Origin of the sequence: Micromonospora sp. DT43 (assembly GCF_049841645.1) — a bacterium.
GTDB lineage: Bacteria > Actinomycetota > Actinomycetes > Mycobacteriales > Micromonosporaceae > Micromonospora.
Genome location: NZ_JBNCKR010000008.1, coordinates 1 through 15,212 on the forward strand (window position 1 = coordinate 1; position 15,212 = coordinate 15,212).

At 74.3% G+C, this 15,212-nt stretch carries 12 protein-coding genes and 1 pseudogene; 10 read left to right on the forward strand and 3 right to left on the reverse strand.

All coding sequences use genetic code 11. The annotated features are described in order from the left end of the window. Positions 1-741: pseudogene (locus tag ACLQ26_RS19840) on the reverse strand (hypothetical protein); the annotation flags it as partial. Between ACLQ26_RS19840 and ACLQ26_RS19845 the strand changes: the two are divergent. Together ACLQ26_RS19845 and ACLQ26_RS19850 are read left to right on the forward strand one after the other, a co-directional pair. After that, positions 730-1,758 (forward strand): hypothetical protein, encoded by a 1,029-nt coding sequence (locus ACLQ26_RS19845; RefSeq protein ID WP_425746051.1) that lies wholly within the window; start codon positions 730-732, stop codon positions 1,756-1,758. The pseudogene ACLQ26_RS19840 and the gene ACLQ26_RS19845 overlap by 12 nt on opposite strands. Then, positions 1,755-2,780, forward strand: a complete 1,026-nt coding sequence (locus ACLQ26_RS19850) for an HAD-IIA family hydrolase (RefSeq protein WP_425745832.1) — start codon at positions 1,755-1,757, stop codon at positions 2,778-2,780. Before ACLQ26_RS19845 ends, ACLQ26_RS19850 begins: the two co-directional genes overlap by 4 nt. 18 nt (positions 2,781-2,798) lie before the next feature. Here the strand turns inward: ACLQ26_RS19850 and ACLQ26_RS19855 are convergent, their stop codons facing one another. Further along, positions 2,799-3,137, reverse strand: a complete 339-nt coding sequence (locus tag ACLQ26_RS19855; protein WP_363689057.1) for an SCP2 sterol-binding domain-containing protein — start codon at positions 3,135-3,137, stop codon at positions 2,799-2,801. 112 nt (positions 3,138-3,249) lie between these two features. Between ACLQ26_RS19855 and ACLQ26_RS19860 the strand changes: the two genes are divergently transcribed. The 5 genes from ACLQ26_RS19860 (at position 3,250) to ACLQ26_RS19880 (ending at position 10,002) form a co-directional block, all read left to right on the forward strand. Continuing rightward, positions 3,250-3,951 (forward strand): hypothetical protein, encoded by a 702-nt coding sequence (locus tag ACLQ26_RS19860; protein WP_425745833.1) that lies wholly within the window; start codon positions 3,250-3,252, stop codon positions 3,949-3,951. Beyond that, positions 3,948-4,247, forward strand: coding sequence for a hypothetical protein (locus ACLQ26_RS19865; RefSeq protein WP_425745835.1), 300 nt, complete (start codon positions 3,948-3,950; stop codon positions 4,245-4,247). The genes ACLQ26_RS19860 and ACLQ26_RS19865 overlap by 4 nt, the downstream gene beginning before the upstream one ends. A gap of 38 nt (positions 4,248-4,285) precedes the next feature. Then, positions 4,286-5,146: a TlyA family RNA methyltransferase gene (locus tag ACLQ26_RS19870; RefSeq protein WP_425745836.1), complete on the forward strand. Its 861-nt coding sequence runs from the start codon at positions 4,286-4,288 to the stop codon at positions 5,144-5,146. Between the two features lie 94 nt (positions 5,147-5,240). Beyond that, on the forward strand, positions 5,241-6,125 hold the full coding sequence (locus ACLQ26_RS19875) for an NAD kinase (RefSeq protein WP_363689065.1): 885 nt from the start codon (positions 5,241-5,243) through the stop codon (positions 6,123-6,125). A gap of 157 nt (positions 6,126-6,282) precedes the next feature. Further along, positions 6,283-10,002: a S8 family serine peptidase gene (locus tag ACLQ26_RS19880; protein ID WP_425745837.1), complete on the forward strand. Its 3,720-nt coding sequence runs from the start codon at positions 6,283-6,285 to the stop codon at positions 10,000-10,002. 55 nt (positions 10,003-10,057) lie between these two features. On the opposite strand, the gene ACLQ26_RS19885 is transcribed toward ACLQ26_RS19880, so the two are convergent. Continuing rightward, entirely contained in the window at positions 10,058-11,077 is a 1,020-nt protein-coding gene (locus ACLQ26_RS19885) for a helix-turn-helix domain-containing protein (protein WP_425745838.1), read from the reverse strand. Positions 11,078-11,180: 103 nt separating this feature from the next. Between ACLQ26_RS19885 and recN the strand changes: the two genes are divergently transcribed. The 3 genes from recN (at position 11,181) to ACLQ26_RS19900 (ending at position 15,205) form a co-directional block, all read left to right on the forward strand. Continuing rightward, on the forward strand, positions 11,181-12,938 hold the full coding sequence (gene recN, locus ACLQ26_RS19890) for a DNA repair protein RecN (protein ID WP_425745839.1): 1,758 nt from the start codon (positions 11,181-11,183) through the stop codon (positions 12,936-12,938). A 119-nt stretch (positions 12,939-13,057) separates the two neighbouring features. Next, complete coding sequence (steA, locus tag ACLQ26_RS19895; protein ID WP_234591007.1) at positions 13,058-14,236, forward strand: putative cytokinetic ring protein SteA; 1,179 nt, start codon at positions 13,058-13,060, stop codon at positions 14,234-14,236. Between the two features lie 27 nt (positions 14,237-14,263). Beyond that, positions 14,264-15,205: a copper transporter gene (locus ACLQ26_RS19900; RefSeq protein WP_425745840.1), complete on the forward strand. Its 942-nt coding sequence runs from the start codon at positions 14,264-14,266 to the stop codon at positions 15,203-15,205. Positions 15,206-15,212: the final 7 nt, after the last annotated feature.

Below are 15,212 nucleotides of genomic sequence, written 5' to 3' on the forward strand. Positions count from 1 at the left end.
CGTGAGGGTGGTTTCCGCGGTGGTGACCGTGACGGTGGTTTCCGTGGTGGTGACCGCCGTGAGGGTGGTTACCAGGGCGGCGGCGACCGTGGCCGTTCCGGTCCGCCCCGCGAGGGTGGTTTCCGCGGTGGTGACCGCCGTGAGGGTGGCTTCCGTGGCGGCGACCGCGATGGTGCGCCCCGTGAGGGTGGTTTCCGCGGTGGCGACCGCGATGGTGCGCCGCGTGAGGGTGGTTTCCGTGGTGGTGACCGCCGTGAGGGTGGTTACCAGGGCGGCGGCGACCGTGGCCGTTCCGGCCCGCCCCGCGAGGGTGGTTTCCGTGGTGGCGACCGCGAGGGCGGCTTCCGCGGCGGAGACCGCCGTGAGGGTGGCTTCCGCGGTGGCGACCGCGAAGGTGGCTTCCGCGGCGGCGAGCGTGGCGGCTCCCGCCCGGGTGCGCCCCGCGACGGCGGCCGTGAGGGTGGCTTCCGGGGCGGTGACCGTCGTGAGGGCGGCGCGTCCCGTGAGGGCGGCTTCCGCAGCGGCGGGGACCGCGACGGTGGGTTCCGCGCCGACGAGCGGCCACGTCGCGAGGGGGACTTCCGCCGCGACGACCGTGGCGCGGGCTCCGAGTCGTCCGAGGGCGGGCGCAGTCTGGCCCCGGTGTTGCCGGACGACATCGTCGCGACCGACCTCGACAAGGACGTCCGCGCCGAGCTGCTCTCGCTGAACAAGCCGGTCGCCGAGACGGTGGCGCGGCACCTGGTCGCCACCGGTCAGCTGATCGACGAGGACCCGGCCGAGGCGTTGGCACACGCGCTGGCCGCCCGACGGCTCGCGTCGCGCATCTCCGCGGTCCGTGAGGCGGTCGGCCTGGCCGCGTACCACGCGGGGGAGTGGCAGACGGCGATCGCCGAGCTGCGGACGTACCACCGGATGACCGGCCTGCAGAGTCACCTGGCCGTGCTCGCCGACTGCGAGCGCGCGCTGGGCCGGCCGGAGCGGGCCATCGACCTGTTCCGCGGCGCCGACCAGGCGAAGCTGGACCAGGCCGTCGCGATCGAGCTGCTGATCGTCGCGGCCGGGGCACGGGGTGATCTCGGCCAGAAGGACGCCGCTGTCGCGATGCTCCAGGTGCCGGACCTCACCAGCGAGGTGACGGTGCCGTGGACGGCACGACTGCGGTACGCCTACGCCGACGCGCTGCTCGCGGTGGGTCGACGCGAGGAGGCCCGCGAGTGGTTCTCCCGCGCCGCCGACGTGGACACCGAGGGCGAGACCGACGCCGCGGAGCGGTTGCTCGAACTCGACGGCGTCCTCATCGAGGGAGATGACGAGGACGAGGCCGAGGAGATCGCCGCGGGCCCGGGTGCGCCCGGCTCGGTGCCGGCCCAGCCGGACACCGACCTGACCGCAGGCGACGACCGCGACGCCGACACATCCGACCGCGAGGTCGACGCCGAGGCCGACGACGAGGGCGACGACGACGAGGGCGACGACGACGAGGACGACCTCGGCGACGAGGACGAGGACTTCGACGACGACGAGGACGGCGTCTCCGGCCGCTCGGGCGGCGTGGACGTCGACGGCGAGGACGAGGACCGCCACGCGGACGCGAGCGGCACCTCCCCGGCAACCGCCACCGGCCCGGCCACGCCCGCCAGCGACGACAGCCGCGCGGACGACACGGTGAGCGGCGACACGGTGAGCGATGACACGGTCGATGGCGGCGGGACCGCCCCCATCCGGGGTGACGAGTCGGAGTCGACGCAGCGATGAGCGTGGACGCCGGGAAGCGGCTGATCGACGGGTACACCCTGGTGGTCTTCGACCTGGACGGGGTGATCTACCTGATCGACCGGCCGATTCCCGGCGCGGTCGACGCGGTGGCCCGGCTGCACGCCGAGGGGCGGGCGGTGGCGTACGCCACCAACAACGCCTCACGTCGTTCCAGCGATGTCGCCGACCTGCTGACCGGGATGGGCGTGCCGGCGCGGCCGGAGGAGGTCCTCACCTCCGCCGCCGCGTCGGCGGAGCTGCTGCGGGACCGGCTGCCGGCCGGCGCGCCGGTGCTGGTGGTCGGCGCGGAGGCGCTGCGCGCCGAACTGCGCGCGGTCGGGCTGACCCCGGTCAGCCGCGCCGACGAGAAGCCGGCCGCGGTGGTGCAGGGCTACGGTCCGCAGGTCGGCTGGGCCGAGCTGGCCGAGGCGTCGCTCGCCGTACGGGCCGGGGCGATCTGGGTCGCCACCAACACCGACCGGACGCTGCCCAGCGCCAGGGGCCCGCTGCCGGGCAACGGGTCACTCGTCGCGGTGCTGAGGACCGCGCTGGAGCGGGACCCGGACCTGGTGGTCGGCAAGCCGGAGTCGGCGCTGTTCGAAACCGCCGCCCGGCGCGGCGACGGCGGCCAGGTCCTGGTAGTCGGGGACCGGCTGGACACCGACATCGAGGGCGCCCGCCGAGCGGGGCTGGACAGCCTGCTCGTGCTCACCGGCGTCAGCGACGTACCCGAGCTGCTCGCGGCCGAGCCACGGCGGCGTCCCACGTACGTCGCGCGGGACCTGGCGGGGCTCTTCGACCCGGCGGCGGCCGTGCGGGTCCCCGGCTCGGCGGACGCCGGCGGCTGGTCCGTCACGGACCGTGCGGGGACGCTGGAACTGGCCGGCGCGGGCCGGCCGCTGGATGCCCTCGCGGCGCTCTGCGCGGCGGCCTGGGCGGCTTCGGCGCCGCCCGTGATCCGCCCGGCGGGCCCGGACGCGGCTGCCGCGCTGGAGAGCTTCGGGCTGGCCGCCGACGGGTGACGCCGTCGAGCGCGCTCGTCAGAGCAGCTTGCGCAGCTTCATCAGGTCGAACGGGTTGGCCTTGATCGACACCCGACGGGACGTGACCGCCCTGGTGACGTCCAGGTCGCCACGGACCAGGGCGAGCAGGTCGTCGCTGGACGTGCTCAGCGCGATCTTGGCCTTCGGGTCGTCACCGTCGGTCAGCTCGACAAGCCGGCCACCGCTGATCCGCCCGTGGAACGCCGTGTCCAGGTCGGTGATCCGGCAGGCCAACGTCCGTTCCAGGTCGATCCGTTCGCGGACCGTCTCGGCGTTGCGGTCCAACCGGGCGGCCAGCTCCTGCAACGCCTGCCGGCACTCGTCCACGCTGGCCACATCTCCCCCTCGCCGATCGCCACGCCGTCCCCGGCACCGTACCGCACGGGACAGTCGGGGGTGCCCGGTAGCGTGACACCTGCAGACCGGCGCCGGATGGAAGGACTCAGGCATGCAGGACGCGTGGCGCGCCTACCTCGAACTGGCCATGGGCCTGGCGGAGGCGCCCCGGAAGAAGGCCCAGGACGCGGTGCGTCGCCTCGTCGGCTCCGGCGGCGCGACGGCCGCCCAGCTCCAGGCCCTCGGCGAGGAGCTGGTCACCACCGGCGCCGCCAACCGGGAGGCGCTGACCAAGCTGGTCCGCTTCGAGGTCGACCGGGCCCTCGGCGCGGTCGGTCTCGCCACCGCCGACGAGGTGGCCGAGCTGACGCGACGCGTGCGTGACCTGGAACGGCAACTACGCGAGGCGCGCGCCACCGAGCCGCGTACGGCGCCGACCGGCGAGCCGGCTGCCGAACGGCCCGGCGGCCCGGCACCGCAGCCCGACCCGACCCGCGCCGCACAGCCCGGCACCGGCCTCGCGCCGTCGAACGCCCCGGCGGGCGCGCCGGTCTCCGCTCCGGTCGCGAAGAAGGCCGTCGCGAAAAAGGCCATCGCGAAGAAGCCGCCGGCGACGATCAGCCGAACCGCCGACGAAACCCCGGCGCCGGCCGCCGCGCCGGGCAGGGACGACACCCCGACGCCCGAGGCCGTGCCGGTCGGGGACGAGACCTCGACGTCGGCGGCTCCCTCGGCCCACGACGACATCCCGACACCTGCCGTCATGCCGGCGAAGAAGGCCGTCCGCAAGCGCCGCCCGGCCGGTGACTCGTGAGCGACGCCGCCCGTCCGGGCCCGCCGCCCGGCATCCGCCCCGGCCCTCCCGGAGGCTTCCGGCCCGGGCCGCCGCAGGCCGGGTCGTTCGCCGCCCGACCGGGCCCACCGGTGGGCGTCCGCCCGGGCCCGCCGCCCGAGGACGTCGGCGACGACACGGCCCGCCACCCCGCGGTGGACGCGGCCGTGCGGGCCATGGACAACGCGGCGACGCTCGCCCCGGCCGACCAGATCGCGCAGTACGAGGCGGCCTACGAGACGCTGCGCGAGACGCTCGCCACCATCGACCAGACCTGAGCAGGACGACCAGGTCGGACAGATCCGGAGAACCACCCATGGCACGTCGCAACCGGCTGGACGCCGAACTCGTCCGCCGCGGGCTGGCCCGCTCCCGTGAGCAGGCCGCCGCGCTGGTCGAGGCCGGCCGGGTCCAGCTGCGCGGAGTGCCCGCGCGTAAGGCCGCCGCGATGGTCGACCCCGCCGATCCGCTGCTGGTCACCGGCGCGGACCCGACCCAGGAGTACGTCTCCCGGGGCGGGCACAAACTCGCCGGGGCGCTTGCCGCGTTCGGGCCGGGAGGGCTGCGCGTCGCCGGACGGCGCTGCCTGGACGCCGGCGCGTCGACGGGGGGCTTCACCGACGTGCTGCTGCGCGCCGACGCCGCCGAGGTGGTGGCCGTGGACGTCGGCTACGGGCAGCTCGCCTGGTCGCTACGCACCGACGAGCGCGTCCGCGTCCTGGAACGCACAAACGTCCGTACCCTCGTCGCGGACGCGATCGGCGGACCTGTCGATCTGACGGTGGCCGACCTGTCGTTCATCTCGTTGCGGCTGGTGCTGCCGGCCCTGGCCGGCTGCACCCGCGACGACGGTGACCTGGCGCTGATGGTGAAGCCGCAGTTCGAGGTGGGCAAGCAGCGGGTCGGCGCCGGCGGGGTGGTCCGCGACCCGGCACTGCGCGCCGAGGCGGTGCTCGACGTGGCCGCCGTGGCGGCTCAGCTCGGCCTCGGGTTGGCCGACGTGGCCGCCAGCCCGCTGCCCGGGCCCAGCGGCAACGTCGAGTTCTTCGTATGGTTGCGCCGGGGCGCACCACCGGCCGACCCGCAGCGGGTGCGGGCCGTGGTGGAGGCCGGGCCGGACGGTCCGACGACGGCCGGCGACGTGCCGGACGTGGCGGCGGAGGAGGTCGCAGGGTGAACGCGAACAGCGAGCGGCGCACGACGGCACGCGGTAGTGCGGGTGCGGCGGCGATGACGGTGTGCGGTCCGATGGCGGACGGGCGGCCGCTCCGATGAGCCGCACGGCGCTGCTGGTGACCCACACCGGCCGTCGACGCAGCACCGAGCACGCCCGGTCGGTCGCCGCCGACCTCATCGCGGCGGACTTCGAGGTGCGGGTGGTCGCCGAGGAGGCCGACGACCTCGACCTGCCCGGGACGGTTCCGGTAGCCGGCCCGGAGGCCGCCGAGGGCGCCGAGATCGTCTTCGCGCTCGGCGGGGACGGCACCTTCCTGCGCGCGGCTGAGCTGGCCCGCCCGGCGAAGGCGCCGCTGCTCGGCATCAACCTCGGCAAGGTGGGCTTCCTCGCCGAGGCGGAGATCAACGACCTGGACACCGCGGTCCGGGACGTCGTCGAGCGCAACTACACGGTGCACGAGCGGCTCACGCTCGACGTCACGGCCGAGTTCGACGGTGGCCCGACGATCGAGTCCTGGGCGCTCAACGAGATCAGCGTCGAGAAGGGGGAGCGGGCGCAGATGCTCGAGCTCCTCGTCGACGTGGACGGCCGGCCGCTGTCCCGCTACGGCTGCGACGGCGTGGTCTGCGCCACCCCCACCGGCTCCACCGCGTACGCGTTCTCCGGCGGCGGTCCGGTGGTCTGGCCGGAGGTGGAGGCCCTGCTGCTGGTGCCGATCAGCGCGCACGCCTTGTTCAGTCGCCCCCTGGTCACCGCGCCCACGTCGACGTTCGTCATCACCGTCGACCCGTTCACCACCCTCGCCGTGCTCGCCTGCGACGGTCGGCGGGTCTACGACCTGCCGCCGGGCGCCCGGGTGACGGTGCGTCGGGGCGCCCTGCCGGTGCGCATCGTCCGGCTACGGGCCCGTCCGTTCACCGACCGGCTGGTCGCCAAGTTCGGCCTGCCGGTGCACGGCTGGCGGGGCAGCCGCCGGTGACGGTGACGCACACCGTCGGTGTCCGGCGGTTGTCCACCTGACGACATGTCGCCGCTGCGGCGGCTGAACGCTAGTGACCTGGTTGTTGCTGCGTCGCAGACTCCGATCGGTCCTCATCTACGGATGGCGGGCCCACAGGAGTAGAGGAGCGCATCGCATGCACTGGTCCCCCCGCTGGCTCAGCGCCGGCGCGGTAGGCGCGCTGGTGGTCGGCCTCGCCGCACCGGCGTCCGCCGAGCCGCCCGTCCGGCCCACCGGCCCGAGCCTGGGCACGTCCGCCCCGGGCGCCGCGCCCGTCCGCATCACCCTCATCACCGGCGACCAGGTCGAGCTGGCACCGGCCGCGCCGGGCCGGGTCGCCGCCACCGTACGCCCGGGGCCCGGGCGGGAGCGGGTCGTCTTCCAGACCCTGGAGGTCGACGGCGGGCTGCGGGTGCTGCCCAGCGACGCCCTGCCGTTCGTCTCCAGCGGTGTCCTCGACGCCAACCTGTTCGACGTGCAGGAGTTGGCCGCCGAGGGCTACGGCGACGCCACGCAGGGCGCGCTGCCGCTGATCGTGCGCTACCAGGAGCCGGCAGCCGGCCGGGTCAGGCCGCTCGGCGGCGTCACCGACGCCCGCCCCCTGCGGAGCATCAACGGCGCCGCGTTGCGGGTCGGCAAGGCCGACCTCGGTGGCGTGTGGAGCACCCTCGCCGGCACGCCGACGGCCCGCGCCACGACCGCCGCGCCCCGGCTGGGCGGCGGTGTCGCCCACGTCTGGCTGGACGGGCGGGTGCACCCGACGCTGGAGCACAGCGTCCCGCAGATCGGCGCTCCGACGGCGTGGGCCGCCGGCCGCGACGGCAGCGGCGTGCAGGTCGCGGTGCTCGACACCGGCGTCGACGCCACCCACCCCGACCTGGCCGGGCGGATCGCCGAGGCGCAGGACTTCTCCGGCAGCGGCAGCGCCCGGGACGGCCACGGCCACGGCACGCACGTCGCGGCCACGATCGCGGGCAGCGGCGCCGCGTCGGCAGGGCTGCGCAAGGGCGTCGCGCCCGGCGCGCGACTGCTGGTCGGCAAGGTGCTCGACGACAACGGCTCCGGCTACGACTCGGCAATCATCGCCGGCATGGAGTGGGCCGCCCACTCCGGCGCGAAGGTGGTCAGCATGAGCCTCGGCGGCGACCCGACCGACGGCACCGACCCGATGAGCCAGGCGGTGAACGACCTGACCGCCGAGACCGGCGCGCTCTTCGTGGTCGCCGCCGGCAACGCGGGCGCGGCGCGTACCGTCGGCTCGCCGGGCGCGGCCGCCGCGGCGCTCACCGTGGGCGCGGTGGACCGCGACGACAACCTGGCGGAGTTCTCCAGCCGCGGGCCGCGCCTGGGCGACAACGGCCTGAAGCCCGAGATCACCGCGCCGGGCGCCGGCATCATCGCCGCGCGGGCCGCCGGCACCACAATGGGTACGCCGGTGGGCGACGCCTACACGGCCGCGTCCGGAACCTCGATGGCCACCCCGCACGTGGCGGGCGCGGCGGCGATCCTCGCCCAGGACCACCCGGACTGGTCCGCCGGGAAGCTGAAGGACGCGCTGGTCAGCACCACGAGGGCGAACCCGGCGCTTACCGTCTTCGAGCAGGGCGGCGGTCGGGTCGACGTGGCGCGGGCGCTCACCCAGCGGGTGTACGCGTCGGCCACCGTCGACTTCGGCCGGATCACCACGGGCGGCGCGGCGGTGCAGCGGAGCGTAACGTACACCAACGACACGGCGGGGTCGCAGACCCTGCGGCTGGCCCTGGAGCTGCGCAACCTCGACAGCGGGGCGGCCGAGACCGACGGGGTCGCCGTCGCGTCCGGCGAGGTGACCGTGCCGGCGGGCGGCAGCGTGGCCGTGCCGCTGCGCGCCGACCCGGCGAAGCTGGCCCGGGGCCCGCACGGCGGCTGGCTGGTCGCGACCGGCGCCGACGGTGTAGCCGTCCGCACGCCTGTGGGGCTCACCGTCAGCGGCCCGCTGCACCAGGTCACCGTGAAGGTGCTGGACCGGCAGGGTCGGCTGACCCTCTCGCCGGGGCTCACCCTCTACGGTGAGCAGCCCGAGTCGGACTTCTGGGGCTGGTGGCCGGGCGAGGGCACCCTGCAGGTCGAGGAGGGCACGTACCTGCTGACCGCGCTGATCGAGCACGGCGCTCCCCTGGACGAACAGCTGACCGAGGCCGTCGAGCCGGAGCTGACAGTCGACCGGGACCTGACAGTGGTGCTCGACGCCCGAAAGGGCACGCCGGTGCGGATCGAGACGCCGAAGCCCAGCGAGCAGCGGGCCACGCTCAGCTACTACGTGCACCGGGTGCTCGGCAACGGCCGGCAGATCGACCACGGCGTGATGGCGTACAGCACCGTGCAGCAGGTCAACGTCACGCCGACGCGCCCGGTACGCCACGGCGAGTTCGAGTTCGCCTCGCGCTGGCAGCTCGTCGCGCCGATGGTGGACGCGACGATCAGCGGGGTGTCCGGTCCGTCGGACATCAACCTGCTGGGCGCGTCGCCGGCGCCGACGGGCCGGCGGAAGCTGCCGCTGGTCTGGGCCGGTGTCGGCACCCCGGCCGAGCTGGCGCGGGCGCGGGGCGCTGCCGTGCTGCTCGCCGCCGACCCGAACCGGAGCGAGGACGAGCAGGTGGCCGCCGCCGCGGCGGCCGGGGCGGCGGTGGTGCTGATCGTCCGGCCGGAGGACCAGAGCGCGTGGACGGTCTGGCGGCCGGCCGGGGAGCGGCTGCCGGTCCCGGCGCTTGTCGTCGCCTACGACGACGGCCAACGGTTGATCGCGGCGGCGCGCAGGGGCCGGGCGACGCTCGACCTGACGTTGACCGTGGACAGCCCCTACCTGTACGACGTGTGGCAGGTGTCGAAGGGCCGGGTGCCGGAGCGGATCGTGCACACGGTGACCGCGCGGAACACCGCCGAGGTGACCGCCAGCTACGGCGACACGGGCGCGGGCTGGGCCACCGAGGAGCGGTTCGGCTGGCGTCCGTGGCAGGAGTACTCCTGGAACGACGACCAGCGCCTGGTCCGCAACGGGACCACCCGGCAGGAGTTCGTCAGCGCCGGGGACTCCTGGTGGCAGCACCGGGTGCTGCACAAGGAGATGTTCATGCAGTGGGGGCAGTTGACAGGTGGGCTGACCCAGGAGCCCCGACGCTACGCCGCCGACGACCGGGAGGCCGAGACCTGGCACGCCCCGGTGGTCCGTCCGGCCGTACCGGCCAGCGGGGCGCCGGTGCCCACGCGTACGGGCGACAGCCTGGACGTGCGGGTGCCCGAGTTCGTCGACGCAGACGGGCACTACAGCGTGGCGGGCAACAGCGAGGAGTCGGACACCGTCGAGGCTCGCCTCAGCCGCGACGGGCAGCAGATCGCCGACCTGTCCGACGGCTGGGCGCCGGTGTCGACCACCGCCGCAGCGGCCCGCTACCGCCTCGACGTGACGACCCGGCGGGCCTCGGACGAGTGGCGCTACGCCACCCGTACCGACACGGCGTGGCAGTTCACCTCGGCCCGGCCGGCGGGTGACGCGGTCGTGCCGCTGTCGCTGTTGCAGGTGGACTACCGGGTGCCTGCGGACCTGCTCGGCGCCGTCCCGGGCCACCGGCCGCACCAGCTGGGGCTGACCCTGCGCCAGCCGAGGGGGGTCGCCGCGCCGACGGGCACCAGCCTGCGGGTGGAGGTCTCCTTCGACGAGGGCGTCACCTGGCGGGCCGCGCCGACCAGAGGATCGGGGACCCGCTGGACGGCGACCGTCCTGGCCGGGCGCGGCACCGTGTCGCTGCGGGTGCACGCCACCGACCGGGCCGGGAACTCCGTCGACCAGACGGTGCTGCGGGCGTACGGGCTGCGCTGACCGGGGCGTGACAAGTGGGGCCCGCCGCCGCTCCGACGGCGGGCCCCGCCACGGTTCAGAGCCAGCCGCGCCGGGCGACCTGGAACGCCAGCCCGGGTCGGGTGTCCACGCCTGCGGCGTCCATCAGGTCGGCGAGGCGACGCTGCACCGTCCGGCGGCTCACCCCGAGCTGGGAGGCGATGGACTTGTCCGGTACGCCGGCCACGAACAGCGACAGCAGCCGGGCCTCGTCGGCGTCGGGCTGGTAGCCGTCGACCGGGCGGTCGTCGGTCTCGTCGCGCCGGCTCTCGGTCGCGGTGGCGGCGAGCGGGTCGTCGAGTCGAAGCCGGGTGGCCACCCGCCAGTGGCTCTCGAAGAGGGCGAGCAGCGCGTCGAGCAGTTGGCTGCGGCCGATCACCGCGGCGCTCGGCTCGCCGAGGTCGCGGTCGGGCACCAGCGGGCAGATCGCGGTACGGGCGTCCACGATGGCCAGTCGGACCGGCAGCCGGTCCAGCACCCGGGCCTGCTCACCGGCGGCGACCCCCTTGGCCAGGTCCGCGAGGGCGCCCGGCTCCAGCAGCAGGTCCCGCTCGTAGATGGCCCGGTAGGTCACCCCGCGCGCCAGCGCGTCGAACTCCTCGACGTTCTCCGGGCCGGCCATGGCCAGCGGGTTCGCCCGGCAGAACCACAGCACTTCGCTGCGGGCCGAGTTCTGCAGGTCGCGCAGCCGTTCGCGCAGCACCCGGCCGCCCCGGATCACCTCGACCAGGTGGTCCACGTGGTGGCGGCGCAGCCCGGAGCGGTAATCCTCGGCCAGTTGGGTGACCCGGCGCCGGGCCGCCTCCAGGTCCTCCTGGTGGCGCAGCAGCGTCGCGCCCAGGGCGACGTCAGGTGCTCTGGGGCGCAGCGGGGCGTCCGGGTCGCTGTCGGTGGGCTGCACCAGACCCTTGGCCCGCAACGCCTCGACCTGCTGGACGACCTGCGCCCGGGGCCGGTGCAGCCGGTGGACCAGCTCGTCCACCCGGGCCGTGGTGAGCTGGAGCAGGCAGCGGTAGAGCTCCTCCTCGGCGGGGGTCAGGCCGATCACGTCCAACACGGGGCAAGACTGTACGTCGGCGGGGTGCGGGCCGCACCGGGGCCCGGGTCGTGGGGCCCGTCGGCTGGTCAACTGTCGGCCCTCGCGTCTACTGTCGGGTGCTGTGCTGGAAGAGCTGCGCATCACCGGACTCGGCGTCATCGAGGACACCACGCTGCCGTTGACCGGCGGGATGAACGTCATCACCGGCGAGACCGGTGCCGGCAAGACGATGGTGGTGACCGGCCTCGGCCTGCTCTTCGGCGGCCGGGCCGACGCCGGGCGGGTCCGTGCCCAACCGGGCCGGGCGGTGGTCGAGGGGCGTCTACGGCTCTCCGGCCGGGTCGCCGACACGGTGCACGCCCGGATCAGCGACGCCGGTGGCGAGCCCGACGAGGACGGCTCGCTGCTGCTGAGCCGCACGGTGACGGTGGAGGGCCGCTCCCGGGCCCACGTCGGCGGCCGGAGCATGCCCGTGTCGATGCTGGGCGAGGTCGGCGAGCAGGCGGTGGCCGTGCACGGCCAGTCCGACCAGTTGCGGCTGCTGCGCCCGGCCGAGCAGCGGGCCGCTCTGGACCGGTTCGCCGGGCCGGCGCACGAGAAGCTGCTCGACGCGCTGCGTGAGGCGTACACGGGGTGGCGGCGGGTCGTCGACGACCTGGCCGACAGGCGGCGCAACGCCCGCGAGCGCAACCAGGAGGCCGACCTGCTGCGGCTGGGCCTCGACGAGATCACCCGCGTCGACCCGCAGCCCGGCGAGGACGACGAGTTGAAGACCGAGGCGCAGCGGCTGGAGCACGCCGAGGGCCTGCGGACGGCCGCTCAGGTGGCCCAGCAGTGCGTGGCTGGCGGCGCGGAGGCGGCCGACGAGACACCGGACGCTACGGCGCTGCTCGGCACGGCCCGACGCACCCTGGAGGCGCAGTCCGGCACCGACCCGGCGCTGGGCGAGCTGGCGGCCCGCCTGGAGGAGGCGGCCACGCTGGTGACCGACGTCTCCGCGGAGCTGTCGGCGTACCTGGCGACCCTCGATGCCGACCCGGCCCGGTTGCAGCACGTCTACGAACGGCGGGCCGCGCTGCGGGCGTTGACCCGCAAGTACGCCGACGACGTCGACGGGGTGATCGCCTGGGCCGACCGGGCCCGCACCCGACTGTCCGACCTGGACACGTCCGACGACCTGCTCGACGAGCTGGACCGCGAGGGGCAGCGGCTGGCCGGTGAGGTGGCCGACCTGGCCTCCCGCGTGTCGGCGTCCCGGCAGGAGGCGGCGGTCCGCTTCGCCGACCAGGTCACCGTGGAGTTGGCCGGTCTGGCCATGCCGCACGCCCGGATCGAGGTGGCGGTGCTGCCCCGACCGGCCGGGCGGGCCGAGCCGACGCTGACGGTCAACGGCGTGGAGGCGGGTGTCGCCGCGGACGGCGGCGACGAGGTGGAGCTGCGGTTGCTGGCCCACCCGGGCGCGCCGTCGTTGCCGTTGCAGCGCGGCGCCTCCGGAGGTGAGCTGTCCCGGGTGATGCTCGCCATCGAGGTGGTCTTCGCCGGCTCGGGCGGCCCGCCCACGCTTGTCTTCGACGAGGTGGACGCGGGCGTCGGCGGCCAGGCCGCGGTGGAGATCGGCCGTCGGCTGGCCCGGCTGGCCCGCAGCCACCAGGTGTTGGTCGTCACCCACCTGCCGCAGGTCGCCGCGTTCGCCGACCGGCATCTGGTGGTGGCGAAGGACACTGGCGGCGCGGTGACCACCAGTGGGGTGCGGGTCGTGGAGGACACCGAACGCGCCCGGGAACTGGCCCGGATGCTGGCCGGTTTGCCCGATTCGGATCTGGGTATCGCTCATGCCGAGGAGCTTCTGGCCGTCGCCGCCAAGGAAAGGCGGTTGTGACGCCGCGTATTGTGAGCGCAAGCACACCGGCTTGTGCCGTGGTGTGCTTCCCTGGATAGGCGGCCCTGCTCAGGCATGTCGCGACAGAAATGCCTGCCTCACATGCCAGGATGGTCACGATGCGTCTACCCACGTTGCGCCGGAACCGAAACGCGGAGCCGGGCAGAGTCCTCGGCACCGCGCGCCTTGATCGTCGGACAAAACGCCTGGTCGGTCGGCTACGCCCCGGTGACATCGCGGTCATCGACCACGTCGACCTGGACCGGGTGGCGGCCGACTCGTTGGTCGCTGTCGGTGTCGCGGCGGTGCTCAACGCCAAGCCGTCGGTCTCCGGCCGCTACCCCAACCTCGGGCCGGAGGTGCTGATCGCCGCCGGCATCCCGCTGCTGGACGATCTCGGGGAGGGCGTCTTCGAGCGGATCCGCGAGGGCGACCAGGTGCGGATCGAGGGCAACACGGTGTTCGCCGGCGAGGAGCCGGTGGCGCACGGCACCCTGCAGGACGCCGAGTCGGTCGCCAAGGCGATGTCCGACGCCCGGGAGGGACTGTCGGTGCAGTTGGAGGCGTTCGCCGCCAACACGATGGACTACCTGCGCCAGGAACGCGACCTGCTGCTCGACGGCGTGGGCGTCCCCGACATCCAGACCCAGATCCAGGGTCGGCACTGCCTGATCGTGGTGCGTGGCTACGACTACAAGGCCGACCTGGACGTGCTGCGCCCGTACATCCGGGAGTTCAAGCCGGTCCTGATCGGCGTGGACGGCGGCGCGGACGCGCTGGTCGAGGCCGGCTACACCCCCGACATGATCATCGGGGACATGGATTCGGTCACCGACGACGTGCTGCGCTGCGGCGCCGAGGTGATCGTGCACGCCTACCCGGACGGGCGGGCGCCCGGCCTGCCCCGGGTCAACGGTCTCGGCGTCCCGGCCATCACCTTCCCGGCCGCGGCGACAAGCGAGGACCTGGCGATGCTGCTGGCCGACGAGAAGGGCGCGTCCCTCCTCGTCGCCGTCGGCACCCACGCCACGCTCGTCGAGTTCCTGGACAAGGGGCGCGGCGGGATGGCCTCGACGTTCCTGACCCGGTTGAAGGTCGGGGGCAAGCTCGTCGACGCCAAGGGTGTGAGCCGGCTCTACCGGCAGAGCATCTCCGGCTCGTCGCTGCTGCTGCTGGTGCTCTCGGCGATCGCGGCGATGGCCTCCGCGGTGGCCGTCTCCACCGTCGGGAAGGCGTACCTGGGCGTGGTCGCCGAGTGGTGGGACAATTTCGTGTTCCAGCTTTACCGGCTCTTCTAGTTCCCGACCGATCAAGAGGCTGCAAGCGTGATCAACTTCCGCTACCACGTGGTGTCCCTCACCGCGGTCTTCCTGGCTCTGGCGATCGGCCTGGTGGTCGGCACAGCCGCCCTCAACGGCCCGGTCGCCGACTCGCTCAAGCAGCAGGTCACCGGGCTGCGTAAGGACAACCAGCAGTTGCGGCAGCAGGTCAACAGCATGGAGAAGCAGCTCGGCCTGGAGGAGGAGTTCGCCGAGCAGGTGTCCCAGGTCGTCCTGCCGGGCACCCTGACCGGCCGCCGGGTGGTGGTGCTCAGCCTGCCCAACGGCCGTGACCACACCGAGGGCGTCCTCAAGAAGCTCCAGCTCGCCGGTGCCACCATCACCGGCCGGGTCGACCTGCAGGACAAGTTCATCAACCCGGACAACAACTCCAACCTGCTGGAGCTGGCCGTCACCGCCGCCCGCCCGACCGCGCAGACCACCGGCCTGCCGGGCAACGGCCACGGCGTGGAGACTTCCAGCGCGCTGCTGGCCAGTGTCCTGCTGGACCGGGCCCAGGGCGTCGCGCCGGTCAGCGACGCCGACCGACGGGCGGTGCTCGCCGCCTACAACAACGCGGGCTACCTCACCACCGACGACAACAAGGTGACCGGGTCGGCCGAGGCGGTCGTCGTCGTCAGCGGTCAGCCGTACGTCGACAAGGACTCCGAGAAGCGCGACGAGTCGGTCGTCAAGATCGCCGAGCAGTTCGACCGGACCGGGTCGATCGTGGTGGGCGGCAACGGCTCGGCCGGCGGCAACCTGGTGTCCGTGGTCCGCGGTGACCCGGTGCTGTCGCAGACCATCTCCACCGTCGACAACGCCAACACGGTGCAGGGCCAACTGGTCACCAGCCTCGCCCTGGTGCAGCAGCTCGTCGAGAAGAAGGCCGGTCAGTACGGCGTCGGCGACAACGCCGCGTCCCTGCTGCCTAGACTGCCCCAGTGAGCGAACG